This is a genomic window from Amycolatopsis silviterrae (assembly GCF_042684085.1).
GTDB lineage: Bacteria > Actinomycetota > Actinomycetes > Mycobacteriales > Pseudonocardiaceae > Amycolatopsis > Amycolatopsis silviterrae.
Genome location: NZ_JBHUKS010000014.1, coordinates 168,831 through 193,221, shown reverse-complemented (window position 1 = coordinate 193,221; position 24,391 = coordinate 168,831). Strand labels below are relative to the sequence as shown.

Below are 24,391 nucleotides of genomic sequence, written 5' to 3'. Positions count from 1 at the left end.
GGTTTCGCACAGTACTCGACCGGTCACTGGTTTCCGGTGTTTCCCGGTGCCGGTCAATGCCCGGTGAACAGCAGGAAGGCGGGCGGGAGGTTGTTGGCCGCGTGCGCGAGGACGCTCGCCGAGGTCCGGCCGGAGTAGTGCCGGGCCAGCCCGAGCACGAGACCCTGGCCGAACAGCGCGATCGTGCGCGTGGTCTCGCCGTGCAGCAGCGCGAACACCAGCGAGGTGAGAACGAGCACTACCCAGGGCGGGATCTTGTAGTGCAGCAGCGCGTTCCACAGCGCGCCGCGCAGGAGCAGTTCCTCGGTGAGCGGGACGGCGATCACCAGGACCAGTGCCGTCGTGACGAGCCAGACCGGGCTGCCGCCGGAGACGTCGGGCAGGTCGGTGAGCGGGCTGTCGGACACCTCGTCGCCGCCGAAGACGGCGATTTCGGCGGCGTTCAGCACGAAGCCGACTACGAGCGCTAGCGCGCCGCAGGCGAGGCCGATGCGGAGATCGCGGCCGCGGACGCGGAGCCCGAAGTCGCGTTCGAGGCCGGAGCCGTAGCGTGCGGAACCGATCACCGGGCCGAGGCCGAGCACGAGGTTCGGCAGGAAGGCCAGCAGCAGCAACGGTCCCGCGAACGCCTCGACCGGGTCGTCGTCGCCGACGTGGCGGTTGAACGCGGCGGCGGTGAGGAGGGTGACGAGGTAGTAGCCGGCGACTCCGAGGAAGAAGACGGCGAATGCCCAGTGGGCACCCAGAATTCGCTTTCCCCCACCGTCTTCGGCCACGGGTTAACGCTATGTGCCTGTGCTGTGGCGCATCGAGGCGGGGTCAGTGGAAGACGGTGCCGCCCAGGACGATGTGGGTCGGGTGGTGCAGTGCGGCCAGATCGGCGCGCGGGTCGTCCGCGTAGATGATCAGGTCTGCGGGGGCGCCGTGTTCGATGCCGGGGTGGCCCAGCCATTCGCGCGCTTCCCAGGACGCGCTTGCAAGCGCCTGCGTACGCGACATGCCCGCGCGGTGCAGCGCTTCGACCTCGTCGGCGATACGGCCGTGCGCGACCATGCCGCCCGCGTCTGTGCCCGCGAAGACGCGTACGCCCGCTTCGACCGCCGAAGACACCATCTCGGCGACGCCGGCGTGCAGGGCGCGCATGTGGGCCGCGTACGTCGGGTACTTGCCCGCCTTGTCCGCGATGCCCGGGAAGTTCTCGATGTTGATGAGCGTGGGCACCAACGCGACGTCGCGGCGGGCGAGTTCGGCGAGCTGGTCTGGTGACAGCGCGGTGCCGTGTTCGAGACAGTCGATGCCCGCGCCGATCAGGCCCGGCAACGCCGCTTCGCCGAACACGTGCGCCGTCACGCGTGCGCCGAGGTCGTGGGCGACGCGGATGGCTTCGGCGAGCACGTCGTCCGGCCACAGCGGCGCGAGGTCGCCTTGGCCGCGGTCGATCCAGTCGCCGACGAGCTTGACCCAGCCGTCGCCGTCGCGGGCCTGTTCGGCGACCGCTTCGGGCAGCAGGGCCGGGTCGTCCAGTTCGATCGCGAACCCGGGGATGTACCGCTTGGGCAGCGCGAGGTGGCGTCCGCAGCGGATGATCGTGGGCAGGTCGGCGCGCGATTGCAGCGGGCGGACGTCGAGCGGCAGGCCGCAGTCTCGGATCAGCAGGGTGCCCGCGTCGCGGTCGGTCGCGGCCTGGTCCGCCGCCTCCTCCACCGACAGTCCGCCGTGCGGGCCGAGGCCCGGGTGGCAGTGCGCGTCGACGAGGCCGGGGACCACGAATCCGCCGGAGGACAGCGTTTCCGCGCCGGGAACCGGCTCGAACGACAGCTTTCCGTCCTGGATCCAGAGGTCACGCGGCTCGCCGCCGGGCAGGACGGTGCCGGAAAGGTGCAGCGGGCTCAATTGTTCTTCGGGTCCTTCGGCAGCTTGAACTTGGACGGGTCGAAGCCGGGCACGTCGTTCATGCCGCCGAGCTGGGACAGGTCCGGCATGCCGCCGGGCATCCCGCCGCCGGGGGGCAGCATCGGCATGCCGCCGGGCATCCCGCCGCGCATCCTCGGCTGCGTGGGTCCCTTCTTGCCCTTCTTCCCCTTCTTGCCCTTGCGGTTCTTGCTCCCGCCGCCTCCGCCGCCGAAGCCGAACCGGCCCGCCATCTGCGCCATCATCTTGCGCGCCTCGAAGAAGCGGTTGACCAGGTCGTTGACCTCGCGGACGGTGACGCCGGAGCCGTTCGCGATGCGCAGCCGGCGCGAACCGTTGATCATCTTCGGGTCGGCGCGCTCGGCGGGCGTCATGCCGCGGATGATCGCCTGCAGCCGGTCGAGCTGCTTGTCGTCGACCGAGGCGAGCTGGTCTTTCATCTGGCCCGCGCCGGGCAGCATGCCGAGCAGGTTGCCGATCGGGCCCATCTTGCGGACGGCGAGCATCTGCTCGAGGAAGTCCTCCAGCGTGAGCTGCCCGCTGGTGAGCTTCTGCGCGGCCTGTTCGGCCTGCTCCTGGTCGAAGTGCTGTTCGGCCTGCTCGATCAGGGTCAGCACGTCGCCCATGCCCAGGATGCGCGAGGCCATCCGGTCCGGGTGGAACGTGTCGAAGTCCTCGAGCTTCTCGCCGTTGGACGCGAAGAGGATCGGCTGGCCGGTGACCTCGCGGACGGACAGCGCGGCGCCACCTCGGGCGTCGCCGTCCAGCTTCGTGAGCACCACGCCGGTGAAGCCGACGCCGTCGCGGAACGCCTCGGCCGTGGTGACCGCGTCCTGACCGATCATCGCGTCGACCACGAACAGGACTTCGTCCGGCTGCACGGCCTCGCGAATGTCGGCGGCCTGCTTCATCAGTTCTTCGTCGACGCCGAGGCGGCCCGCGGTGTCGACCACGACGATGTCGTGCTGCGCGTGCTTGGCCTCTTCGATGGCGCGGCGGGCGACGTCGACCGGGTCGCCGACGCCGTTGCCCGGCTCCGGCGCGAAGGTGGTGACGCCAGCGCGCTCGCCGACGATCTGCAGCTGGTTGACCGCGTTCGGGCGCTGGAGGTCACAGGCGACCAGCATGGGCGCGTGGCCCTGCTTCTTCAGCCACATCGCCAGCTTGCCCGCGAGAGTCGTCTTACCAGCACCTTGGAGGCCGGCGAGCATGATCACCGACGGCGGGTTCTTGGCCAGGTTCAGCCGCCGCGTCTCGCCGCCGAGGATGCCGACGAGTTCCTCGTTGACGATCTTGACGACCTGCTGCGCCGGGTTCAGCGCCTGGGAGACCTCGGCGCCCTTCGCGCGGTCCTTGATCTTCGCGATGAACGCCTTGACCACCGGGAGCGCGACGTCCGCTTCCAGCAGCGCGATGCGGATCTCGCGCGCGGTGGCGTCGATGTCGGCGTCGGACAGCCGGCCCTTGCGCGAGAGCGACTGCAGGGCCGAGGTGAGCCGATCGGAGAGGGTGTCGAACACGGGGGTGCACGCTCCAGCTGGGTCGAAAGTTCGCGTGCCGGGCGGTGCTCGGCACCCCCGGCATCTTTCGAGGGTAGCCGCCCCGGCAGCCCGGCCTCCACGGGTACGGGGAGGCCGCTGCGCAGTCGCCCGCCAATTTACTCGATACGGCCTGCTCGACCGCGCGAAAGCGGCTCGGACGGGCTTGGCGGTCGCGGGTTCCCGGGAGTTCCGGGGCCGGCCGCTCCCCACGGCCGTCCCCGGAACTGTGGCGGAAGGACTCACCTCCCCGGGAGCCTTCCGCCGCGGGCACGCGGAGCGGTTCCCCCTCGACCACCCGGCGTTGGGGAGAAGTCTGCCCGCCGGGACCGGGCGCGCGGCAGCGTGAAGTCCCTCAATCGGGACTGAGTAGGACTACTCAAACGCGGGTGTCGGGTCCCGCGGATTCGCTCGTGAACTCGAAAAGCGGTTCCGCGTCGGCGAGTTCCTCGGCCGAGCAGCTCACCGCGCACGCCGCGGCTTGGAGCACTTCGGTGAGCACCTCGACCTCGGACGGCGGGACGGTGGCGAGCGCCGGGTTCCGGACGTCCATCCGGCCGGCGAGACCGGCGAGCGCGTGCGAAAGCGCGTGCTGCCCGGCGACGAGCTGGGTGACGACCTCGGACAGCTCGCCGAGGCTGGCGGCGGATCCCTCGCCGCGCAGCAGGGCGGAGAGTTCTTCGGCGCAGGTGCGGAGGTGTCCGGCGACGACTGTCGGGGGCAGCGAAAGCTCCGGCAGGTTCTCCTGACCTCGCACCGCGTTCACCTCGCCCCCTGGGTCGGACCTGCCATCCTGCCACCGGAACCGGCCCTCGCACCCCCGACACCCCGGACGGGTGAGCCCGGATGGCGCAACGGGGCCGGGTCCTGATGCCCTGGCCAGCCGTCCGTGAAGGACTCCTTGCGGGAATTAGATTCCAATGCCCGGGACTTAAGGCAGCGTTATGGGGTGCGGCTGAGGCGTGTCCGCCCAGGCCGAAGCGGCTGGCGGACCGGGCTGGCTTGCTTCGGGGCCTGCGCGGGCGGCAGGAGCTGGGCGCGTCGTCCGTGAGGGGAACCCTGAGGGAATCAGATTCCCTCAGGGTTCCCCTCACGGACTTGAAGAAACGGGCATACCGGCTTCAATCGGGCATTTCGCTGAAGCGGGTGTCCTTTATGGATGGTCAGCAGGCTGAGGCCACCCGGCTTAGGTCCCTGGCATTGGAATCTGGTTCCCTCAAGGAGTCCTTCACGGACCTTTACGAGACGGCGGCCAGGACGGCGTCGGTGACGGCGGTTCTCCACTGCGGGGTGAGGGGGCCGGATCGGGGTGACAGGGCGAAGGAGTCGACGACCGCGCCGCCGAGGGTCGCCGCCTTCGCCCAGTGGACGTCGGCCTCGGCGCGGCGCAGGGCGCTCGCCACGCGGAACAGCAGGCCGATGCGGTCGGCGGCGCGCAGTTCGAGCACGACGGCGTCCGGGCCGCTGGTTTCGTCGTCGAACCACCGCACCACCGGCTTGACCACGACCGGCGACGCGGTGGCGTAGTCGCGTTCCTTCGCGGCCAGCCGTTGGGTGAGCGGCATCGTCCCGGCGACGGCTCGGGCGAACTGTTCCCGCAGCAGCGCGGAATCCGGCAGCGAGCCGAACTTCGGCGACGCGGTGAACACGCCCGCGCGGCCGTCGCGCAGGACCGCCGAGTGGACCTCCAGCGAGTTCAGCGCCAAGACCCCGGCGGCGGGAGCCAGCAGTTCGCGGCCCGCGGGCACGGCCAGCAGCACTGTGACGACCTTGCCGTGCGCGGAGATCCGGATCTGGCCGACTCCGGTCCGGGCGGCCTCGGCGACCAGTTCGCGCTGGTCGTCGTCCAGCGGCTCGGGCGGCGTGAAACCCTTGCCGTGCACCGCTTCCTCGCAGCCGCTGACGAGTTCGGCGAGCAGCCGGTCCTTCCAGTCGGTCCACACGCCGGGCCCGGTGGCCAGCGAATCGGCGCGGGTGAGCGCGTGCAGGAGTTCCAGCAGGACGACGTCGCGGTCCAGCGTTTTCACTACGCGCGAGATGGTCGCCGGGTCGCCGATGTCGCGGCGGGTCGCGGTGTGCGGGAGCAGCAGGTGGTGGCGGACCATGGCGGAGACCGTCGCGACGTCCGCGGGCGGCAGGCCCAGCCGTTGCGCCACCGACGCCGAGATCTTCGCGCCCAGCTCTGAATGGTCGGCCTCGCGGCCTTTGCCGATGTCGTGCAGCAGCGCGCCGATCAGCAATAGGTCTGGCCGCGACACGGTGGTGGTCAGCTTCGCTGCTTCGACACATGCCTGGACGAGGTGCCGGTCGACTGTCCACTGGTGCACAGGCGACCGCGGCGGCAGGTCGCGCACGGAGCCCCATTCCGGGAACAGGCGGGCCCACAAGCCGGTGCGGTCCAGCGCTTCGACCGCGTCGACCAGCCCCTCCCCCGCGCCCAGCAGCTCGACGAGGGCGTTGCGGGCGTCGTCCGGCCACGGTTCGCGCAGTTCGGGCGCGGAGTCCGCGAGCGTCCGCAAAGTTCCTGGTGAGATGGGTTTTCTGGTGCGAGCGGACGCGGCGGCCGCGCGGAGCAGCAGCGCCGGGTCCCTTGCGGGCAGTGCGTCGCGGGCTAGTGCGACTTCGTCGCCGTGCAGCACGACGCCCTCGGCTAGCGGACGTCGGACTGGGCGTCGGCCGAAGCGGGGGCGGGGTTGCTCCACAGTGGACCGGAGGGCGACGTCGACGGCGTACGCGATGGTCCGGCCCGCGCCGGAAAGCTTGCGCGCCAACGTGAACCGGTCCCCTAGTTCCAGTTCGTGCGCTACGACGTCGGCGTCGGCGGCACCGAGGATATCCCGTTCGCGTCGTACTTCGCGACGCAGTTCGGTGCGGACGTCGAGCAGGAGTTGCTTGGCTGCCAACAGTTCTTCGCCCGGTCGCGCGGTGAGCTGGGCCGCGGCGAGGGCTTCCAGCACGCCGAAGTCGCGGAGACCGCCGCGGCCGTGTTTGAGGTCCGGCTCGGCGGACTGGGCGATTTCGCCGCTGCGCCGCCACCGGGTGTGGACGGATTCGGCCAGCTCGGGCAAGCGTTTGCGGGCGGTGCGCCGCCACTGGTCGCGGGCGGCGGACGCGAGCCGTTCGGCGAGCCCCTGGTCGCCGGCGAGGTGCCGGGCGTCGAGGAGGCCGAGCGCGGTGCGCAGGTCGTCCGCCGCGACCTTCAGTGCCTCGCCGGGGGTGCGGACCGAGTGGTCGAGGCCGACCCGCGCGTCCCACAGCGGGTACCACAACGCGTCGGCGATCTCCCCGATCTGGCTGTTTCCGTTGTGCAGCAAAAGTAAATCGAGATCGGAATACGGCACCAGCTCGCGCCGCCCCAACCCCCCGACGGCGACCAGCGCGACACCTGGATCCGAGGTGTCGACGCCGGCCGCCGTTGCTCCCTTCCCGAGCCAGAACTCGTAGAGGTCGACCAAGGACGTCCGCAGCGCGGGCGCTCCGTGCCGGCTTTCGAGCAGCAGCGCAGTGGTTCGGGCCAGTTCTCCCCCGTCGGTCATCGGCTACAGCGCGTCCGTGCCGCGTTCGCCGGTGCGGACCCGGATCACGGTCTCCACTGGCGTCACCCAGACCTTCCCGTCGCCGATCTTGCCGGTGTGCGCCGCGGTGGTGACCGCGTCGAGGACCTTCTCCACGACGGCGTCGTCCACCACGACCTCGATCTTCAGCTTGGCCACGAAATCCACCGAGTACTCGGCGCCCCGGTAGACCTCGGTGTGGCCCTTCTGCCTGCCGTAGCCCTGTACCTCGCTCACCGTCATGCCGAGCACGCCCAGCTGCTCCAGCGCGGAGCGGACGTCGTCGAGGGTGAACGGCTTGACGATCGCGGTGATGAGCTTCATGCCTTGGTCTCCTCGAGTTTCGTGACGGGCTTGACCGGGAACGTCGCCGAGTGGCCGAGGCCGCCCATGCCGGTGAAGTCGTAGGCGCTCTCCGCGTGCTGGCCCTCGTCGATGCCGCTGACCTCGTGCTCCGCGCTGACGCGGAACCCGCCCGCCTTCTTGATCGCGAAGCCGATGATCAACGTCATGACGAACGAGTAGCCCAGCACCGCGAGCGCGGCGACCACCTGGATGCCCAGCTGCTTGAACCCGCCGCCGTAGAAGAGGCCGTCCGCGCCGGCCGGGTTCACGCTGGTGGTGGCGAAGAAGCCGATCAGCACCGTGCCGACGAGACCGCCGACGAGGTGCACGCCGACGACGTCGAGGGAGTCGTCGAAGCCGAGGCGGAACTTCAGCGAGATGGCCAGCGCGCACAGCACCCCGGCGATCACGCCGATCGCGATCGAGCCGAGCGGGCTCACGAAACCGCAGGCGGGCGTGATCGCGACCAGCCCGGCCACCGCGCCGGACGCCGCGCCGAGCGTGGTCGGCTTGCCGAACTTCAGCTGTTCCACGATCAGCCAGCCGAGCACCGCGGCCGCGGTCGCGACGGTGGTGTTGGTGAAGGCGACGCCCGCGAGGTCGTTCGCGCCGAGCGCGGACCCGGCGTTGAAGCCGTACCAGCCGAACCACAGCAGCGACGCGCCGAGCAGCACGAACGGGACGTTGTGCGGCCGTCCGGTGTCCTTCGGCCAGCCCTTGCGCTTGCCGAGCACCAGCGCGAGGGCGAGACCCGCGGCACCGGCGTTGATGTGCACCGCCGTGCCGCCTGCGAAGTCGAGCGCCTTGAGCTGGTTGGCGATCCAGCCGCCCACCGCGTCCTTGCCGGTGAATCCGTCGAACGAGAAGACCCAGTGCGCGACCGGGAAATACACGACGACGACCCAGATCGTCACGAAAAGCGTCCAGCCCCAGAATTTCGCGCGATCGGCGATGGCGCCGGAAATCAGCGCCGGGGTGATGATCGCGAACATCAGCTGGAACATGCAGAACGCGAGCAGCGGCAACGCGTCCGGTCCGGGCCACGCCACCGCTGGCGGGCCTTCGCTCGCGAGACCGACGAGCTTGCCGAACGCGTCCGACAGGCCGGCGTAGTCGAAGTTGCCGACCAGGCCGCCGAAAGCGTCGTCGCCGAAGGACAGCGAGAACCCGAAGAGCACCCACAGCACCCCGACTATGGCGAGTGCGATGAAGTTCATCATCAACATGTTCAAAACGCTCTTCGCGCGGACCATGCCGCCGTAGAAGAACGCGAGGCCTGGGGTCATGAGCATGACCAGCGCGGCGCTGATCAGCACCCAGGCGGTATCTCCGGCGTTCAGCACAATCGTCCTCCCGTGCCGTGGGCAACTGCTGAGGAAGTGTTGGGCGCGGGTGTTTCGCCGGGCTTCGGTTCACGTTTCCCCCGCGTGAACTCCGGTGCGATGGTTGTTACGGGGACGTTTCCGCGATCATGGGGCGAAATGTCCGGTCAGGCAACCTCGTGGTCGAATAGCGTCCATGTCTTTGCCTGATCGGGTGATCGAAGCGCTGCGCTGTTCGGTGTGCGCGGAGCCGGTCTCGCTGACCGGCCGGACGCTGCGCTGCGCACGGCGGCATTCGTTCGATCTGGCCCGGCAGGGTTACGTCAATCTGCTGCACGCGCGCATCCCGGCGGGAACGGCCGACACCGCGCCGATGGTGGACGCGCGGGCGGCGTTCTTGTCGTCCGGGGCGTACGCGCCGCTGGCCGACGCGGTCGCCGCGGCTGGTTCTGGTGCTGGGTTGATCATCGACGCCGGGGCCGGGCCGGGCTATTACCTGTCGCGGGTGCTGGACGACGCGCCGAACGCGGTGGGGCTCGCGCTGGACGTGTCGGCGATCGCGTTGCGGCGGGCCGCGCGGGCGCATTCGCGGCTGGGTGCGGCGGTGTGGAATCTGTGGGAACCGTGGCCGGTGGGCGACGGGGTGGCGTCGGTCGTTTTGGACGTGTTCTCGCCGCGGAACGCCGCGGAGTTCCATCGGGTGCTGGAGCCGGGCGGGAAGCTGGTGGTGGCGTCGCCGTTGCCGGGACATCTCGGCGAGCTGGGAGATCTGGTGCTCGCGGTGGACTCGCGGAAGGAAGAGCGGCTCGAAGCTTCGCTGGGCGGGTTGTTCGTCCGGGAGTCCGGGGTGGAGGTGGTCCGGACGCAGGCGTTCCGCGCGGAGCAGGTGCGGGATGTGGTGGCGATGGGGCCGGCGGGGTTCCACCTGGACCGGGACGGGCGGCGGGAGCGGCTTGCGGCGGTAGCGGGACGAGAGGTGACGCTGGCAGTTTCGGTGAGCGTGTGGCGGAAGCGTGCCGAGGTGTCGTGAGGGGCACCCTGGCGGACTCTGATTCCCTCAGGGTGCCCTTCACGGACCTTCGCCGAGCCACTCTCCGGGAGGGATGGCCGACAGTCGTGAAGCTGGGTTAGCGTGGCGCTCGATGAGCGAACGTACCTGGGGCTTCCGCACCCGCGCCCTGCACGCCGGCGGCACTCCCGACCCCACCACCGGGGCTCGTGCGGTGCCGATCTACCAGACGACCAGCTTCGTATTCGAGGACGCGGCCGACGCGGCCAATCTGTTCGCGCTGCAGAAGTACGGGAACGTCTACAGCCGCATTGGCAACCCGACCGTCGCGGCGTTCGAGGAGCGCGTCGCGAGTCTCGAAGGGGCCATCGGCGGGGTCGCGACGGCCAGCGGGCAGGCGGCGGAGTTCCTCACCTTCTCGGCGCTTGCCGAGGCAGGCGACCACATCGTCTCGGCCGCCGGGCTGTACGGCGGGACGGTCACGCAGCTCACCGGCACGCTCGCGCGGTTCGGCGTCGAGACGACGTTCGTGCACGGCGGCACCGAGAAGTACGCCGAGGCGGTCACCGACCGCACGAAGCTGATCTACACCGAGGTGATCGGCAATCCGAGCGGCGCGATCGCGGACCTCGCCGGGCTGGCCGATCTCGCGCATGCACACGACATCCCGCTCGTGGTCGACGCGACGCTCGCCACGCCGTACCTCTGCCGCCCGATCGAGCACGGCGCGGACATCGTCCTGCACTCGGCCACGAAGTTCCTCGGCGGGCACGGCACGACGCTCGGCGGGGTGGTCGTCGAGGCGGGGACTTTCAACTGGGGCAACGGAAAGTTCCCCCGGATGACTGAGACCGTCGACAGTTACGGCGGGCTCAAGTACTGGGAGAACTTCGGCGAGTACGCCTTCTGTACCCGGCTGCGCGCCGAGCAGCTCCGCGACATCGGCGCGGTGCTGTCGCCGCATTCGGCGTTTTTGCTGCTGCAGGGCGTGGAAACGCTGCCGCAGCGGATGGACGCGCATGTCGTCAACGCACGGGCGGTCGCGGAGTACCTGAACGCGGACCCGCGGGTCGCGTGGGTGTCTTACGCGGGCCTGCCGGACCATCCGGACCACGAGCGAGCCGCGCGGTATCTGCCGCAGGGGCCGGGCGCGGTGTTTTCGTTCGGGGTCAAGGGCGGCCGCGCGGCGGGCGAGAAGTTCGTGGAGTCGGTGGAACTGTTGTCGCACTTGGCGAACGTCGGCGACGCGCGGACGCTGGTGATCCATCCCGCTTCGACGACGCACGCGCAGCTGTCCGAGGATCAGCTCGCCGCGGCCGGCGTCGGCGCGGACCTGATCCGGCTGTCGGTCGGGCTGGAGGACGTCGAAGACCTCCTCTGGGACCTCGACCAAGCCCTCGGCAAGGCGGTGAGCGCATGAGTTACGAGGTCGGCGCGGTCGAACGGCGGCGGCTGCTCGGCCGCACGAAATCGGTGACGGTCGTGGGCGCGTCGGCGAATCCGGCACGGCCGAGCTACTTCGTGGCGACGTATCTGCTGTCCTCGACGCGGTACGAGGTCAACTTCGTGAACCCGCGCCTCGACACACTGCTGGGGCGGCCGGTGTATCCGTCGCTCGCCGAGGTGCCCGGCGAGCTGGATCTGGTGAGCGTGTTCCGCAAGCACGACGATCTCCCCGGCGTCACCGAGGAAGTCGTCGAGGCGGGCGCGCGGACGCTGTGGCTCCAGCTCGGCCTGTGGCACGAACCGGCGGCGGACCGTGCCCGCGAAGCCGGGCTGGACGTGGTGATGAACCGCTGCGTGAAGATCGAGCACGCGCGCTTCGCCGGAGGTCTGCACCTCGCCGGGTTCAACACCGGGGTGATCAGCTCGCGGCGGCAAACCGCGCCGTAAATCGGGTGCTGGCCTGGGTACGGTTGGCTAGTGAACGTAAACCGCCCCGAGGTCGAGACGGCCCGGCTGGACGATCTCGAAGTCGTGTTCGTCGGCGAACCGCCCGAGTCGGTCTCGGTGCGGTTCGGCGAACGGCACGCCGCCGTCCATCACCTGGACCGCCGGTTGTTCTTCACGGTTCGCGCCCAGGCACCCGGGCTCGACGCGCGGCTGGAGAGCGTCACCAACTACGTCGTAGGCCGCAGCCTCGCCCGCTTCCTCGACGGTCTCGACTTCCGCGGCTGGGAAGGCGAACGACGCTGGGTCAACGCCGACCGGGACCTGATCGTCTCGGCGACTTTCCACTCCGGCGGGCACATCGAGCTGGCCTGGACGCTCCGGCCGTGGCGGCACTCCGTCTACGGCGAATGGGAAGCCACCGTCACGACCACGATGGAGGCGGGCGCGGAGAAGGACGACCTTGCCGCCCAGCTCCACGCTTTCCTGACCGCCGAAGGGTTTCCCGTCGACTATCACGAGAGCGACAACGAGTTCAGCTGACCGTCGCGACCAGGAACTCCTCCCCCGACGTCCGCAGTCCGTCCGAACGTCCGGGCAGGTAGCGCTCGTTCAGCTCGGCCGCGCTGACGTGCTCGACGTCCGCGAAACCGCACTCCCGCGCGAAATCCAGCATCTCGTCCGGCGCGAAGAAGCTGACGAACGGCGTCCCGGACGCCTTCGCGCCCTTCATCGCCGCGGCCCGGGCCGCGCGGTCGGGCTCGTCGAGGTACTCCTCCGGCACCTGGAACGTCATCGCCACCACGGTGCCCGGCGCGAACCCGGCGAGCGCGCGCAGCGTCGCGGCGTTGGCCTCGCGGGTCAAATACATGCTGACTCCGGTGGACGCCACCACCGCGGGCTTCGTCGGCTCGAAACCGCTGGCGGCCAAGCGTTCCGGCCATTGCTCGCCGGATTCGAAGTCGACCGGCACGAACCGGTAGGGCGCGGGCAGCCCGAGTTCGGCCAGCCGCGCCCGCTTCCACTCCTGCGTGCCCGGCCGGTCGATCTCGAACACCCGCACGCCCAGCTCCGGCTCGCGCTGCGCGAACGTGTCGAGCCCGGCGCCGAGCAGGACGTACTGTCCGACCCCGCGTTCACGCACCAGATCCTCGACGAACCGGCTGCGCAACGCGATTCCCGCGCGGAACCGCCGGGTGAAATCGAGGTCCATGTCCGGCCGGGACCGCCAGTCCGGCCCGGGATCCGCCAGCCGGAGGCCGATCTGGTCGGCCAGCGCGTGCGGCGGCGGATCGGCGAGGACGTGCAGCGCCCGCCACAACGCGACGCGCACCGCGGTGTGGTCGGGCTCGCTCACTTCGGGGCCCGCAGCGTCCAGATCCTCCCGTCCGGGTCCCGCACGGTCATCTCGCGGGTGCCGTAGTGGGTGTCCTCGAACTGCGTGACGACGTCGAGTTCCGCGTCGACCGACTCGTCCGGCACCGCCACCACCACGGCCGTCCGCGGCTCCTGGCCTTCGGGCACCTCGACAACGAACACCGGCGCGCCGTCGCCGTTCGAGAGCTGGCCCGAGTTGTGGTCGGTCTCGAAATCGAGGCTGAATCCCACGCGCTGCAGGAACTTCACGGTCTTGCCCCAGTTGTGCGTCTCCATGACGAACGTCGTGATGCCGTCGCTCATGTCAGTCGTCCTCTCGTGGTTCGGGCGGGGCGCCGAGATAGGCCCGCAAGGCCGCGGTGACCAGCGCGGACAGCGATTGCTCGGTCTCGATCGCCCGGTACTTCACCTGCTTGATCAGCTCGACCGGCAGGTAGACGTTGAATTGTTTGACCTCTTCACCGGCCATGCCTAGGATGCTAGCAACCTAGCCGACGGCGGGCAAGCCCGGGCGGCGGCCGCCGTGAGAAGGTGGAGGCATGGCGAAACCCTCCGGGCTGCAGATCAGGAACATCATCGCCGCCGTCCTGATGGCCGCGGCGTTCGTGTTCAACCTGGTGACCGGCGGCCCGTGGTGGGTCACCGCGATCGTCGGCGTCGCGGCGCTGCTGTCGTCCTTCTCCGCCTACCTCAACCGGCCGAGCGCCCGGGGCTGACCCGCCGGGGCAATCCGGCCCGGACGCTCGGGCAGGAAGCTCGTCTCGTTCAACCTTCGTCCGCACGGACGTCGCCTCCGGTTCAGCCGCCGCTGCTCTACTCGGCGCGGCCCGATCGCGGCAGGCGAAGGAGTGTTGGTGGCAGGGAACGGCTTCACCGTCCACACGGACGAGTTGCACAAATTCAGCGAGTACATGGACAAGACCACCGTGCCGACGGTGAACGACTCCGCGAAGGCGGTGGACAACGCCAACGGCGGGGACATCGACGCGTTCGGCGTCGTGCTGGCGCAGGTGCTCGCCATTCCCGCGCGGATCGCGCTGAAAGTCGTCTCCGACAATCTGCACGGCGTCGCGAAGGACGTGACCGACAGCGCGGACAAGACTCGCCAGGCCAGCGAGCAGTACAGCAAGGGCGACCAGGACCTCGCGAAGGCGTTCGACAAGTTCAAGCCGGAGCAGGTGAAATGACCGGCGTCGAGCCCATCACCGACAAGAACAGCACCACCGGCGCGGGCGTCGCGGACAGCTGGCACAGCGTCGTCTCGTCGATCCAGGAGATCCAGCACTTGCACGGCGGCGACGCGGCCGCGGTCGGCGTCGAACTCGGCGTGTCGATCATCGGCGCGATCGCGGACACCGCGGCGTTCGTCGTCGACCCGTTCGGCAAGCTCTTCGCGGCGGGGCTCGGCTGGATGATCGAGCACATCTCGTTCCTCAAAGAAGGCCTCGACAAGCTGGCGGGCGACCCCGCGGCGATCAACAAGATGGCCGAGGAGCTGCACAAGACCGCCGAGAACCTGCGCAACGCGGCGAAGGACCTGGACACCACGCTGCAGAAGACGGTCGCCAACTGGCAGGGCGACGGCGCGGAGGCGTTCAAGAAGAACATCGGCGACCGGCGCGGCCAGATCGACAGCGCCGGGCACGCGGTCGACGCCGCGGGCTACGTGGTCAAAACGACGATGGCTCTGGTTTCCGTGGTGCGATCGCTGATCCGCGACCTGATCACGACTTTCCTCGGCGACGTCATCGCGACGATGCTGATCGCGCTCGCGATGGCGGCGTTCACGTTCGGCGCGTCGATCGTGGTCGGGGTCGGCAACGTGATCCGGTCCGGGATCTCGCTGGCGCTGACGATGGCGTCCAAGATCGCCCGGGTGGTCGGCCTCGGCGGCCGGACGGCGAGCCGGCTGGCCCAGCTGGCGGAGAAGGTGAAGCCCGGCCGGAGCGGCGGGAGCACGCACGGGGGCGGCGGCAACCACGAGATGACCGACCTTCCGCCCCGGCCGGGGAGCGGGGGCAGCGGCGGGAGCGGGGGGAGCGGCGGTCACGGCGGGAACAACACGCCGCACGAGGACACGCCTGGCGGCGGAGGCAACCACGAGAACACGCCAGGCGGGAACAACCACCACGAAGACACCCCGGGCGGCAACAACAACCCGCACGAGGACACCCCCGGCGGCAACAATCACCACGAGGACCCGCCGGGCAACAACACGAACCACGAGGACACCCCTGGTGGCAACAACCACCACGAGGATCCGCCGGGCGGGAACAACCATCACGAGGACACCCCCGGCGGGAACAACAACCCGCACGAGGAGCGGCCGAACAACCAGCCGCACGAGGACGACCCGTTCGACACCTGGCTGGCCGCGGACCAGCACTTCAACCCGCCGCCCAACCGCCCGCACGACCCCCCGGGCGGCACCACGCATCACGAGGACGCCCCGGGCGGCGGAGGCAACCACGGCAACACGCCGGGCGGGAACAACCACCACGAGGACACCCCCGGCGGAACCTCCGGCCACGACAACACCCCTGGCGGCAGTAACAACCCGCACGAGGACACTCCCGGCGGGAACAACCATCACGAAGACGCGCCGGGAAACAACACCAACCAAGAGAACACCCCGGGCGGCAACAACAATCCGCACGAAGACACCCCCGGCGGCAACAACAATCCGCACGAGGACACGCCGGGCGGGAACAACCATCACGAGGACCCGCCCGGCAACAACACCAACCACGAAGACACCCCGGGCGGCAACCACGAGAACGCCCCGGGCAACGGGGGCGGCGGGGGCGGCACGTCCTCCGGACCGCAGTCGCCGTTCAAGCCGTACGAGTTCAGCTGGATGAAGAAGCACGAAGGCTGGCTGGAGAACATCTGCAACACCCCCGCCGTCCAGAAGTACACCGGCGGGAAGAACGTCTGGAAGGACATCGTCAAGGGCCCGGACGAGTTCTTCAAGACGCACCCGAAGCTGTACCCCTTCCTCAAGGGCCTCGCCGACGCCAAGAGCAGCAAGAACGCCGTCGGCTGGGTCGGCAAGGACGCGGTCAACTTCGACAAGTCGATCACCGACATCCAGATGCAGGCCGACGAAGCCTGGAAGACGGCGGACGAGGAGTGGCGCAAGGAGCACCCGGACCCCGCCGCCGAAGGAAGCAGCGCGGAGTAAAGACGGGAGGGGCCCTTGCGAGGCTCAGAGTCCAACGCCTGGGGCTTGAGTCGCCATTGCGGCTGCAATTGAGGCGTGCAGGCCCGGGCCAGCGAGGTCGGCACGGCTGAGTTTGTCGTCCGTGAGGGGACCCCTGAGGGAATCTGATTCCCTCAGGGGTCCCCTCACGGACTAGCAGAAGCAGTCACCCTGGGATAAACCGGTCACTTAGCCGGGAGTTAAGTCCTTTGTGGACGGTCGGCAGGCCGGGACCGCCCAGCTTGAGTCCCTGGCACGAGGGAATCCGATTCCCTCAAGGTGCCCTTCACGGACCGGGAAACTCAGCCGGAAGTCTCAGCGAACCGCGACGTCACCGCTTCCCGGCCGCGTTTGCTCAGTTCGCCGAACAGCCGCAGCCGGGCCAGGCCGCCGTCGGGGTAGATGTCCAGGCGGATTTCGGTCACCTCGGGACCGTCGTCGGACAGGGCGAACCGGTGCCGCGTGTCGGGCTGCAACCTGGTGCGCGGCAACAGCTCCGCCCACTCGCCCTCGTCCAGGCGGCCGCTCACCGACGCCCAGCCGGGTGCGTTTCCCTTGAGGTTGCTCGTGTCCAGCTCCACGAACCGGACCAGGCCCGCGCCTGCCAGCCGGACCGTCGCCCAGTCGTTGCCGTCGTCGCGGCGGCGGGCGGTTTCCCAGCCTTCCGCCTGGTGTGCGGCGAGGCCCGGGGACAGCATGTTGTTGGGCGACGAATAGAACATGTCGCTGCATCCGGTGACGACGGCACCGTTTTCCAGCGCCGCCAAGTCGAGCGAGCGAGGGTCCAGCAGCGCGGGGTCGGGGACCGGCGAGCCGTGCACGCGCAGCCGGGCGACACCACCATCAGGGTGCTGGGTGAGGCGCACGTGGGTGTAGCGGCGCGGGGACGTCACCTTGTAGTAGTTCTCCGAGTCGCCGACCGCCGGTTCGCGGTCGACCAGGACGTCCCAGTCGGCGTCCCGCAGTTCGGCCGCGCTCGGGTAGCCGGGGACCGACGTCGCGGCGACGGACACGAACGGCGGGTAGTTGCCCTTGAAGAACGCCGTGTCCACCACTACCCCGGACACCACGCCGCCGAGGCCGAGCCGGACCAGGGCGTGGTCGTCGCCGGGTTCGCGGTGCCGCCGGGTCTCCCAGCCGTCGTACACCTGGCCTTTCGGGCCGAACGTTTCGGCGCGGTGCGCCGGCCGCCACGGGTTGACCAGGTTTTCCTTTTCGGCGAACAGTTCGTCGGTCGCCCACATCACGGTGCCCCCGAACAGGCGCGAGGCCAGGTCGGGCTGGGTAGTCCACTCCGGACGGTCGGACACGTGCTCCTCCATCTCTTCAGCAATTGCCCCGGGTCAGCAGAGTCCCCCTCGGTTCGCCGGTCACCGGCTCGCCGCGCAGCCACGTGCCGCGCACGACGCCGGCCAGCGGACGCTGGTCGTACGCGCTCACCGGGTTGCGGTGGGCGAGCTTCGCGACGTCCACGACGAAGGCTTCGTCCGGCGCGAAGACGCAGAAATCGGCGTCACAGCCCACTTCCAGCTTGCCCTTGCGCGTCATTCCGACCTGCGCGGCCGGACGTTCGGCCATCCACCGCACCACGTCCGTGAGGCCGAAGCCGCGCTGGCGCGCCTGCGTCCAGATCGCGGGCAGGCCGAGCTGCAGGCTGGAAATGCCGCCCCAGGCGAGACCGAAGTCGCCGGTGTCAAAGCGTTTCAGCTCCGGAGTGCACGGCGAATGGTCGCTGACGATCGTGTCGATCACGCCGTCCGCGAGACCTTGCCAGAGCAATTCCCGGTTCGCTGCCTCGCGAATCGGCGGGCAGCACTTGAATTGCGTTGCCCCGTCCCGGATTTCCTCCGCGACGAACGACAGGTAGTGCGGGCAGGTCTCCACGGTGAGCGCGACACCTTCGCGGCGAGCACTGGAAATCAGCGGCAAAGCGTCCGAAGAGGACAGATGCAGCACGTGCGCGCGGGCACCGGTGCGGCGGGCTGCTTCGATCACGTGCGTGATGGCCAGGTTTTCCGCGCCGCGCGGGCGGGAACCGAGGAAGTCGTGGTACTTCTCGCCGTGCGGGTCGGGTGCCGCGTCGATCGCGTCGGAATCCTCGGCGTGCACGATCATCTGCGCGTCGAACGACTTCAGTTCGCGCAGCGCGGATTCCAGGCTGGCCGCGTCCAGCGGAGGGAACTCGTCGACGCCGGAGTGCAGCAGGAAACACTTGAAGCCGAAGACACCTTCGTCGTGCAGGCCGCGGAGATCGCCTTCGTTGCCGGGAATCGCGCCGCCCCAGAACCCGACGTCCACGTGCACCCGGCCGCTCGCCGCCTTGCGCTTGACCTCAAGCGCGGCCACGTCGACGGTCGGCGGCAGGCTGTTGAGCGGCATGTCCACGATCGTCGTGACACCACCGGCCGCGGCCGCGCGCGTCGCGGTCTCGAAGCCTTCCCACTCGGCCCGGCCCGGGTCGTTGACGTGCACGTGCGTGTCCACGAGACCGGGCAGCAGCACCTCGTCCTCAGTCAGGTCGACGACCCGCGTGCCCGGCAGGTCCACGACTCCCGGCTCGACCGCGACGATCCGGCCGTCCCGCACGCCGATCGTCGCCGGTCCCAGACCGGCGGGCGTCACCGCACGCGCAGCACGCACTACGAGGTCCATCGACGGCACCCTCCAGTTCCACGTTACGGAAAGAGTCTTTCGCTGACCGAGATTAGACACGTCCTTCCCGGCTCGTCAACGCCGTCCCTACCACGTTACGGTCACCGGGTGGAGTTGGAAGCCGAGTTCACCAGCGAGCCGTTCCGCGGCGAGGGCGCGCCGCCGGAGCACGCCGTCCGCGCCCGCGACGCCGCCGACGCGGCCGGGCTCGACACCGACTTCGGCCCGCTCGGCACCCTCGCCCGCGGCCCCGCCGACGACCTGTTCGCCGCACTGCCGTCGATCGCCCGCGCCGCGCTCGAAGGCGGGGCCACCCGGGTGACGCTGCAGCTGCGCCGGACCGACGATTCCGACGCCGTTCCGCCGGTCGAACTCAACAGCGCGCTGTCGCGATTGATCGCCGACGTCGAACGCGAACTCGGCTCGAAACTCCGCGATCTCGACCGTCCGGAAAAACAGCGCGCGGTCCGCCTGCTGCGCGAGCGCGGGGCCTTCAACCTGCGGAAATCGGTTTCGGCGGTCGCCGAGGAACTGGGCGTCACGCGGTTCACGGTCTACAACTACCTCAACCGGGAAACCGACTGAAACAGGCACGGGCGACGCTTCAACAAAGTGTTGACGCACGCTCGGCCCGGCCGTACGGTCAGCGGAACACCACCTCCCCGGAGGAGATTCCGTTGCCGCTCGCACTCGCCGAGTTCAACTCCGCGTCCGCCGCCGAACTCCGGCCGACGCTCACCGCCTGCCTGGCCGTGCCGCGCTGGGTCGACACCGTGCTCGCCGGCCGTCCGTACGCCGATTTCGCCGCGCTGAGCAAGAGCGCGGACAGTGCGACCCCGTTGCAGCGCAACGAGATCCGGGACGCGATCGCCGCGCACCCGAGAATCGGGGAACGCCCGACGAGCAAGGGCAGCGACGCGGACTGGTCGCGAACCGAGCAGTCCGGAGTGGACAACGCGGACGAGTTCGCCGCCGCCAACGCCGAGTACGAACAGCGCTTCGGGCACGTCTTCCTGGTGTGCGCCAGCGGCCGCAGCGGCGAGGAGCTGCTCGCGAACCTGCGGTCCCGGCTCGGCAACGACCCGGAGACCGAACTCGACGTCGCCGGCGCGGAGCTGGCCAAGATCGCGCAACTGCGCCTGGCTAAGGCGGTAACAGCATGAGCGCCGCTTGCAAGCGAATCATGGATATTCATGCCGTCGCCTCCCCGACAACCAGTGTGAAACTCGACAAGGAGGCGACGGCATGAGCCTCGTGACTACCCACGTCCTCGACACCGCGACCGGGAAGCCCGCAGCCGGGATCGCTGTGCGCTTCGAGCGCCAGGACGGCACGCTGGTGGCCGAGGGCGTGACCGACGACGACGGCCGAATCCGCGACCTCGGCCCGGACACGCTCGCCGCCGGGGTGTACCGGCTGATCTTCGACACCGGGAGCTACCTGGGCCCGGAGGCGTTCTTCCCCGAGGTCACCATCGCCTTCCGGATCGTCGACGGCACGGCGCACCACCACGTGCCGGTGCTGCTGAGCCCGTTCGCCTATTCCACCTATCGCGGGAGCTGACATGGGAATCTCGTTGGGCCCCAACCAGTACGGCAAGGCCGAGGTCCGCCTCGTCACTGTCCGGCGCACCGGCGGCGTGCACCACCTGCGCGATCTCACGGTGTCCTCGGCCCTGCGCGGCGACCTGTCGGCCACGCACCTCACCGGCGACAACTCCGCTGTGCTGGCCACCGACACGCAGAAGAACACCATGTACGCGTTCGCCAAGCAGCAGGACGTCGGCGAGATCGAGGACTTCGCGCTCCGGCTCGGCAGGCGCTTCGTGGACACGCAGGAAAAGATCACCGGCGCGCGGGTCTCCGTCGAAGAGCGGGAATGGGACCGCATCACGGTGGACGGCGCGCCGCACGCCCACTCGTTCAGCAGCTCCGGCGGTGAACGCCGCACCACCACCGTCACCGTGCACCCCGACCGCGCCTGGGTGGTGTCCGGAGTGGACGGTCTGGTCGTGCTCAAGTCCACCGGGTCCGAATTCCACGGCTACCCGAAGGACGAGTACACCACCCTCGCCGAAACCGACGACCGCATTCTCGCCACCGCCGTTACGGCGCGCTGGCGCTATGAGGGATTCACCGGGATCGACTGGGCCAAGAGCCATCGGGAGATCCGGCGGACGCTCCTGGAGACGTTCGCCACCAAGCACAGTCTTTCGCTGCAGCAGACCCTGTACGCGATGGGCGAAGCCGTGCTGCTGGCACGGCCGGAGGTCGCCGAGATCCGGTTCTCCTTGCCCAACAAGCACCATTTCCTCGTCGATCTAAGCCCCTTCGGCCTCGAGAATCACAACGAGGTGTTCTACGCCGCGGACCGCCCGTACGGCCTCATCGAAGGCACGGTAGTCCGCGACGAAGCCGAAGAGCCCGGCCCGGCCTGGACCGACGCCGTGCTCTAGCCCCGAGTCCCCTCGTGAGTGGCAATCACGGTTCTAACCGTGAACGCCACTCACGACACCCCCCGGGAGAGCGCATGCCAACCACACAGGCACCACCTTCTCGGCACCCCGTGGACGTGCGGCCTCCGCTGCCGCAGCTCATCCTCGGCGGAATCCAGCACGTCGCGGCCATGTACGCCGGAGTGGTGGCCCCACCGCTCGTCATCGGCGCGGCCGTCGGCCTCTCCCCCGGCCAGCTCGCGCTGCTGATCAGCGCGGCGCTGTTCACCGCCGGACTGGCCACCCTGTTGCAAACCCTCGGCTTCTGGCGCTTCGGCGCGAGACTGCCGCTGGTCAACGGCGTCACTTTCGCCGCCGTTGCCCCGATTCTGTCCATCGCGGCGCAGCATCGCGACGGCAACGCGTTGGGCGTCGTCTACGGCGCCACGCTCGCCGGCGGCGTGTTCGTCGTGCTCGCCGCACCGTTTTTCTCCAAGCTGACGCGGTTTTTCCCGCCGGTGGTGACGGGGACGGTCATCACCCTCATCGGGATTTCGCTGCTGCCGGTCGCCGTGCAGTGGATCGCCGCGCAGCAGAAGTCGGCCAAGCCCACCGGGCTCGTCCTGGCCGGGATCACGCTGGTCGCGGTACTCGTCTTCACCCGGTTCCTGACCGGGTTCTGGAGCCGGATCGCGCTGCTGCTCGGCCTGGTCGTCGGCACCGCGGTGGCGTGGCCGCTCGGCCAAGTCGACACCTCGACACTGCCCGACGCCCCGGTGTTCGGCATCGTGACGCCGTTCCACTTCGGCACGCCGGCGTTCGACGTCGCGGCGATCGTCTCCATGCTCATCGTGATGCTGGTGGTGATGGCGGAAAGCACCGCTGACCTGCTGGCGCTCGGCGAGATCGTGGACCGGCCGACCACCAGCCGCGTCCTGGCCGACGGCCTGCGCGCGGACGGGCTTTCCACCGCCGTCGGCACGATCTTCGGCGGATTCGCCTGCACGGCGTTCGCGCAGAACATCGGACTCGTGTCGCTCACCCGCATGGTGAGCCGGTACGTGGTCGCGGCCAGCGGCGTGGTGCTCGTGCTGCTGGGCGTGTTCCCGGTGACCGGCGGGATCGTCGCGCTGGTGCCGCAGCCGGTGCTCGGCGGGGCCGGGCTGGTGCTGTTCGGCAGCGTCGCGGTGAGCGGCATCCGGACGCTGGCGAAGGCGTCGTTCGAGCATCCGGTGAACGTCGCGATCGTCGCCGCGTCGCTCGGCGTCGGGCTGATCCCGATCGCCATGCCGGACTTCTACTCCGGGTTCCCGGCGGCGCTGCAGGTCGTGCTCAACTCCGGGATCAGCGCGGGCTGCGTGACCGCGGTGGTGCTGAACCTGGTGCTCCGGCCTCGCTTGATAGAACGCTCTACTGTCCAGGAGCTATCCTCGGTGTCGTGACAGGCACCAAGGACCGCATCCTCGCCGCCGGGGCGGAGCTGTTCCGGCAAGGCGGGTACGCCGGCACCGGCATGAAGCAGATCGTCGAAAAGGCCGGCGCGCCCTTCGGGTCGGTGTACCACTTCTTCCCCGGCGGCAAGGAGCAGCTGGGCGAAGAAGTGGTACGCACCTCGGGGATGCAATACGGGCAGCTGTTCGAGGTCTTCATCACGCCGGCGCCGGACCTGATCACCGGGCTCGAAACGTTCTTCGCGGGCGCGGTCACCACGCTGCTCGACACGGATTACGTCGAGGGCTGCCCGATCGCGACCGTCGCGCTCGAAGTGGCGACCACGAACGAACCCCTGCGCAAGGCCACCGCGGACGTGTTCGAGGCCTGGACGAAAGCGGGCACCAGGGGGTTCGCCGCCTTCGGGCTTCCTGAAGAGCAGGCCCGCACGCTCACGCTCGCCTTGGTCACCAGCCTGGAGGGCGCGTTCGTGCTGTGCCGCTCCATGCGGACGACCGAGCCGATGGCGGTCGCGGGCGCGGCAGTGGTCGATGTCGCACGGCGGCTGCTGAGCGAACTGGGTGACGACGGGAAACGACGCCCCTGACGCGGCTAAGGTGGGAGACAGCGTCCGTGTCCGCAGGAGGTGGCCGGTGTTCGGTCTCAGCATCGACCACATCGTGATTCTGTTGCTCGCCGGGTTGTTCATCCTCGGCCCGGAACGGCTGCCCGAGGCGGCGCGCTGGGTCTCTTCGGGCTTGAAACGGGCACGCGAGTTCGCCACGGGCGCCAAGGCCCAGCTTGAGACGGAACTCGGCCCGGAGTACCAGGAGCTGCGGAAACCGTTGCAGGAACTGCAGTCCCTGCGGATCGGCAGCCCGCGCGCGGCCGTGACGCGATATCTGCTCGACGACGCTCCCGCCAGCCCGGTCTCGACCCCGTCCCCCGTCCCGGCCCCGGTTCCGTTGCGGGCGAACGAGCGGCCGCCGGTCGATCCCGACGCCACCTGAGCTACTCCGCCGCGCGCCACGCCCATCCGGCGAGCACCAGCAGTTCGACCAGTTCCAGCGCCGCCATCAGCCGTTCCACGAGCCCGGTCGCGACGGTCGGCAGATGCTGCCCGAATGCGACATTGGCCGCGAACGGAATGAGAAACGGCAGAAAGAACGGCACGGCTGTCAACGCCAGAATACGCGACCACCGGGCATAAACCCGCCACCGCGGCGTTTTCCGGTGTGCCCAGCCGAGCAGCCAGCCGGCCAGCGGCAAACTCACGCAGCTGATCCCGGTCGCGCCGAGATGGACTTTTCCGACCCACGTCACCGCATTTCCCTGCGGGTCCTTCGTGAACAACGCCACCGCCGCGAGCCCGGCGCACCAGGCGGTCATCGCGACGAGCGTCAGCGGCCCGCGCAGGATCCCCCGGCGGCGCAGGACCACGGCCACCACCACCGAACCGGCCGACGTCAGCAGCATCGCCGCCGCCCACATCCACCAGCCGGGCGTCCAGGCGTAGTCGCTGAGCATCGCGCTGACCGGGTCGATCGGGCCCCAGTAGCGGTCGACGTGCAGCACTGTCAGGAACGCCGCCGCGACCAGCACCGCGGCCACCGCGACGCCGAGCGCGCGTTTCGTTCCCTTCGCCGACGGGGCTGGCGCCGGCGCCTGGATCGGCACCGGGGTCAGTTCTGTCGCCACCGCACGCTCTCCGCTCACCCGTCCGCTT

Annotated in this window: 27 protein-coding genes; 14 read left to right on the top strand and 13 right to left on the bottom strand. The window is 69.6% G+C overall.

Annotation, left to right across the window (positions count from 1 at the left end; translation table 11 throughout):
* Positions 1 to 53: 53 nt before the first annotated feature.
* From ACFSVL_RS19975 to ACFSVL_RS19945, 7 genes are all read right to left on the bottom strand, one after another.
* Positions 54 to 776, bottom strand: coding sequence for a CPBP family intramembrane glutamic endopeptidase (locus ACFSVL_RS19975; protein ID WP_378306246.1), 723 nt, complete (start codon positions 774 to 776; stop codon positions 54 to 56).
* Positions 777 to 819: 43 nt separating this feature from the next.
* Positions 820 to 1,893, bottom strand: a complete 1,074-nt coding sequence (locus tag ACFSVL_RS19970) for an amidohydrolase family protein (protein ID WP_378306244.1) — start codon at positions 1,891 to 1,893, stop codon at positions 820 to 822.
* Positions 1,890 to 3,431 carry a signal recognition particle protein gene (gene ffh, locus ACFSVL_RS19965; protein ID WP_378306243.1) on the bottom strand — a complete coding sequence of 514 codons (1,542 nt, stop codon included), beginning with the start codon at positions 3,429 to 3,431 and terminating at the stop codon, positions 1,890 to 1,892. Before ffh ends, ACFSVL_RS19970 begins: the two co-directional genes overlap by 4 nt.
* A 397-nt stretch (positions 3,432 to 3,828) precedes the next feature.
* On the bottom strand, positions 3,829 to 4,206 hold the full coding sequence (locus ACFSVL_RS19960; RefSeq protein WP_378306241.1) for a hypothetical protein: 378 nt from the start codon (positions 4,204 to 4,206) through the stop codon (positions 3,829 to 3,831).
* Positions 4,207 to 4,687: 481 nt separating this feature from the next.
* The gene (locus ACFSVL_RS19955) at positions 4,688 to 6,985 is read right to left on the bottom strand and encodes a [protein-PII] uridylyltransferase (RefSeq protein WP_378306239.1); all 2,298 of its coding nucleotides are present in this window, start codon (positions 6,983 to 6,985) and stop codon (positions 4,688 to 4,690) included.
* A 3-nt stretch (positions 6,986 to 6,988) separates the two neighbouring features.
* Positions 6,989 to 7,327: a P-II family nitrogen regulator gene (locus tag ACFSVL_RS19950; protein WP_378306238.1), complete on the bottom strand. Its 339-nt coding sequence runs from the start codon at positions 7,325 to 7,327 to the stop codon at positions 6,989 to 6,991.
* Positions 7,324 to 8,691 (bottom strand): ammonium transporter, encoded by a 1,368-nt coding sequence (locus tag ACFSVL_RS19945; protein WP_378306236.1) that lies wholly within the window; start codon positions 8,689 to 8,691, stop codon positions 7,324 to 7,326. The genes ACFSVL_RS19950 and ACFSVL_RS19945 overlap by 4 nt, the downstream gene beginning before the upstream one ends.
* Positions 8,692 to 8,866: 175 nt before the next feature.
* Here ACFSVL_RS19945 and ACFSVL_RS19940 point away from each other — a divergent pair, with 175 nt between their 5' ends.
* The 4 genes from ACFSVL_RS19940 to ACFSVL_RS19925 all read left to right on the top strand — a co-directional run bounded on the left by ACFSVL_RS19940 (position 8,867) and on the right by ACFSVL_RS19925 (position 12,112).
* Positions 8,867 to 9,700 carry a putative RNA methyltransferase gene (locus ACFSVL_RS19940; protein WP_378306234.1) on the top strand — a complete coding sequence of 278 codons (834 nt, stop codon included), beginning with the start codon at positions 8,867 to 8,869 and terminating at the stop codon, positions 9,698 to 9,700.
* A 112-nt stretch (positions 9,701 to 9,812) separates the two neighbouring features.
* A complete protein-coding gene (locus ACFSVL_RS19935) occupies positions 9,813 to 11,099 on the top strand; it encodes an O-acetylhomoserine aminocarboxypropyltransferase/cysteine synthase family protein (RefSeq protein ID WP_378306232.1) in 1,287 nt (428 codons plus the stop codon).
* The gene (locus tag ACFSVL_RS19930; protein WP_378306231.1) at positions 11,096 to 11,572 is read left to right on the top strand and encodes a CoA-binding protein; all 477 of its coding nucleotides are present in this window, start codon (positions 11,096 to 11,098) and stop codon (positions 11,570 to 11,572) included. Before ACFSVL_RS19935 ends, ACFSVL_RS19930 begins: the two co-directional genes overlap by 4 nt.
* A 30-nt stretch (positions 11,573 to 11,602) precedes the next feature.
* On the top strand, positions 11,603 to 12,112 hold the full coding sequence (locus ACFSVL_RS19925) for a DUF6228 family protein (RefSeq protein ID WP_378306229.1): 510 nt from the start codon (positions 11,603 to 11,605) through the stop codon (positions 12,110 to 12,112).
* Here ACFSVL_RS19925 and ACFSVL_RS19920 read toward each other — a convergent pair.
* Genes ACFSVL_RS19920 through ACFSVL_RS19910 form a run of 3 tightly spaced genes read right to left on the bottom strand, consistent with a single transcriptional unit; the run spans position 12,105 to position 13,415 of the window.
* Entirely contained in the window at positions 12,105 to 12,926 is an 822-nt protein-coding gene (locus ACFSVL_RS19920) for a class I SAM-dependent methyltransferase (protein WP_378306228.1), read from the bottom strand. The genes ACFSVL_RS19925 and ACFSVL_RS19920 overlap by 8 nt on opposite strands.
* Positions 12,923 to 13,249 carry a VOC family protein gene (locus tag ACFSVL_RS19915; protein ID WP_378306226.1) on the bottom strand — a complete coding sequence of 109 codons (327 nt, stop codon included), beginning with the start codon at positions 13,247 to 13,249 and terminating at the stop codon, positions 12,923 to 12,925. Before ACFSVL_RS19915 ends, ACFSVL_RS19920 begins: the two co-directional genes overlap by 4 nt.
* A gap of 1 nt (position 13,250) precedes the next feature.
* Positions 13,251 to 13,415, bottom strand: coding sequence for a ribbon-helix-helix protein, CopG family (locus ACFSVL_RS19910; RefSeq protein ID WP_378306224.1), 165 nt, complete (start codon positions 13,413 to 13,415; stop codon positions 13,251 to 13,253).
* Positions 13,416 to 13,485: 70 nt separating this feature from the next.
* Here ACFSVL_RS19910 and ACFSVL_RS19905 point away from each other — a divergent pair, with 70 nt between their 5' ends.
* The 3 genes from ACFSVL_RS19905 (at position 13,486) to ACFSVL_RS19895 (ending at position 16,130) form a co-directional block, all read left to right on the top strand.
* The gene (locus ACFSVL_RS19905) at positions 13,486 to 13,662 is read left to right on the top strand and encodes a hypothetical protein (protein WP_167441866.1); all 177 of its coding nucleotides are present in this window, start codon (positions 13,486 to 13,488) and stop codon (positions 13,660 to 13,662) included.
* A gap of 138 nt (positions 13,663 to 13,800) precedes the next feature.
* A complete protein-coding gene (locus tag ACFSVL_RS19900; RefSeq protein WP_378306222.1) occupies positions 13,801 to 14,133 on the top strand; it encodes a type VII secretion target in 333 nt (110 codons plus the stop codon).
* Positions 14,130 to 16,130, top strand: a complete 2,001-nt coding sequence (locus ACFSVL_RS19895) for a WXG100 family type VII secretion target (RefSeq protein WP_378306221.1) — start codon at positions 14,130 to 14,132, stop codon at positions 16,128 to 16,130. The genes ACFSVL_RS19900 and ACFSVL_RS19895 overlap by 4 nt, the downstream gene beginning before the upstream one ends.
* Before the next feature lie 320 nt (positions 16,131 to 16,450).
* Here ACFSVL_RS19895 and alc read toward each other — a convergent pair whose 3' ends face one another.
* Together alc and allB are read right to left on the bottom strand one after the other, a co-directional pair.
* Entirely contained in the window at positions 16,451 to 17,470 is a 1,020-nt protein-coding gene (alc, locus tag ACFSVL_RS19890) for an allantoicase (protein ID WP_378306219.1), read from the bottom strand.
* Positions 17,471 to 17,474: 4 nt separating this feature from the next.
* Complete coding sequence (allB, locus tag ACFSVL_RS19885; RefSeq protein ID WP_378306217.1) at positions 17,475 to 18,800, bottom strand: allantoinase AllB; 1,326 nt, start codon at positions 18,798 to 18,800, stop codon at positions 17,475 to 17,477.
* A 108-nt stretch (positions 18,801 to 18,908) separates the two neighbouring features.
* On the opposite strand from allB, the gene ACFSVL_RS19880 reads away from it, so the two are divergent.
* The 7 genes from ACFSVL_RS19880 (at position 18,909) to ACFSVL_RS19850 (ending at position 23,675) form a co-directional block, all read left to right on the top strand.
* Positions 18,909 to 19,385 carry a helix-turn-helix domain-containing protein gene (locus tag ACFSVL_RS19880; protein ID WP_378306216.1) on the top strand — a complete coding sequence of 159 codons (477 nt, stop codon included), beginning with the start codon at positions 18,909 to 18,911 and terminating at the stop codon, positions 19,383 to 19,385.
* 92 nt (positions 19,386 to 19,477) lie between these two features.
* Positions 19,478 to 19,963 carry a 2-oxo-4-hydroxy-4-carboxy-5-ureidoimidazoline decarboxylase gene (gene uraD / locus ACFSVL_RS19875; RefSeq protein ID WP_378306214.1) on the top strand — a complete coding sequence of 162 codons (486 nt, stop codon included), beginning with the start codon at positions 19,478 to 19,480 and terminating at the stop codon, positions 19,961 to 19,963.
* 82 nt (positions 19,964 to 20,045) lie between these two features.
* On the top strand, positions 20,046 to 20,363 hold the full coding sequence (gene uraH / locus ACFSVL_RS19870) for a hydroxyisourate hydrolase (protein WP_378306212.1): 318 nt from the start codon (positions 20,046 to 20,048) through the stop codon (positions 20,361 to 20,363).
* Between the two features lies 1 nt (position 20,364).
* Entirely contained in the window at positions 20,365 to 21,255 is an 891-nt protein-coding gene (pucL, locus tag ACFSVL_RS19865; protein WP_378306210.1) for a factor-independent urate hydroxylase, read from the top strand.
* A gap of 74 nt (positions 21,256 to 21,329) precedes the next feature.
* Positions 21,330 to 22,676, top strand: coding sequence for a nucleobase:cation symporter-2 family protein (locus ACFSVL_RS19860; protein WP_378306208.1), 1,347 nt, complete (start codon positions 21,330 to 21,332; stop codon positions 22,674 to 22,676).
* The gene (locus ACFSVL_RS19855) at positions 22,673 to 23,272 is read left to right on the top strand and encodes a TetR/AcrR family transcriptional regulator (RefSeq protein WP_378306206.1); all 600 of its coding nucleotides are present in this window, start codon (positions 22,673 to 22,675) and stop codon (positions 23,270 to 23,272) included. Before ACFSVL_RS19860 ends, ACFSVL_RS19855 begins: the two co-directional genes overlap by 4 nt.
* Before the next feature lie 46 nt (positions 23,273 to 23,318).
* Entirely contained in the window at positions 23,319 to 23,675 is a 357-nt protein-coding gene (locus ACFSVL_RS19850; RefSeq protein ID WP_378306205.1) for a twin-arginine translocase TatA/TatE family subunit, read from the top strand.
* Between the two features lies 1 nt (position 23,676).
* Here ACFSVL_RS19850 and ACFSVL_RS19845 read toward each other — a convergent pair whose 3' ends face one another.
* A complete protein-coding gene (locus ACFSVL_RS19845; RefSeq protein ID WP_378306203.1) occupies positions 23,677 to 24,363 on the bottom strand; it encodes a DUF998 domain-containing protein in 687 nt (228 codons plus the stop codon).
* Positions 24,364 to 24,391 lie beyond the last annotated feature (28 nt).

What these genes read in the sequence shown, in the direction of transcription:
- ACFSVL_RS19955 (WP_378306239.1), bottom strand. Translation starts at nt 6,985, where the DNA reads ATGACCGACGGGGGAGAACTGGCCCGAACCACTGCGCTGCTGCTCGAA.
- ACFSVL_RS19950 (WP_378306238.1), bottom strand. Translation starts at nt 7,327, where the DNA reads ATGAAGCTCATCACCGCGATCGTCAAGCCGTTCACCCTCGACGACGTC.
- ACFSVL_RS19940 (WP_378306234.1), top strand. Translation starts at nt 8,867, where the DNA reads ATGTCTTTGCCTGATCGGGTGATCGAAGCGCTGCGCTGTTCGGTGTGC.
- ACFSVL_RS19935 (WP_378306232.1), top strand. Translation starts at nt 9,813, where the DNA reads ATGAGCGAACGTACCTGGGGCTTCCGCACCCGCGCCCTGCACGCCGGC.
- ACFSVL_RS19930 (WP_378306231.1), top strand. Translation starts at nt 11,096, where the DNA reads ATGAGTTACGAGGTCGGCGCGGTCGAACGGCGGCGGCTGCTCGGCCGC.
- ACFSVL_RS19915 (WP_378306226.1), bottom strand. Translation starts at nt 13,249, where the DNA reads ATGAGCGACGGCATCACGACGTTCGTCATGGAGACGCACAACTGGGGC.
- ACFSVL_RS19910 (WP_378306224.1), bottom strand. Translation starts at nt 13,415, where the DNA reads ATGGCCGGTGAAGAGGTCAAACAATTCAACGTCTACCTGCCGGTCGAG.
- ACFSVL_RS19905 (WP_167441866.1), top strand. Translation starts at nt 13,486, where the DNA reads ATGGCGAAACCCTCCGGGCTGCAGATCAGGAACATCATCGCCGCCGTC.
- ACFSVL_RS19895 (WP_378306221.1), top strand. Translation starts at nt 14,130, where the DNA reads ATGACCGGCGTCGAGCCCATCACCGACAAGAACAGCACCACCGGCGCG.
- alc (WP_378306219.1), bottom strand. Translation starts at nt 17,470, where the DNA reads ATGGAGGAGCACGTGTCCGACCGTCCGGAGTGGACTACCCAGCCCGAC.
- allB (WP_378306217.1), bottom strand. Translation starts at nt 18,800, where the DNA reads ATGGACCTCGTAGTGCGTGCTGCGCGTGCGGTGACGCCCGCCGGTCTG.
- uraH (WP_378306212.1), top strand. Translation starts at nt 20,046, where the DNA reads ATGAGCCTCGTGACTACCCACGTCCTCGACACCGCGACCGGGAAGCCC.
- pucL (WP_378306210.1), top strand. Translation starts at nt 20,365, where the DNA reads ATGGGAATCTCGTTGGGCCCCAACCAGTACGGCAAGGCCGAGGTCCGC.
- ACFSVL_RS19860 (WP_378306208.1), top strand. Translation starts at nt 21,330, where the DNA reads ATGCCAACCACACAGGCACCACCTTCTCGGCACCCCGTGGACGTGCGG.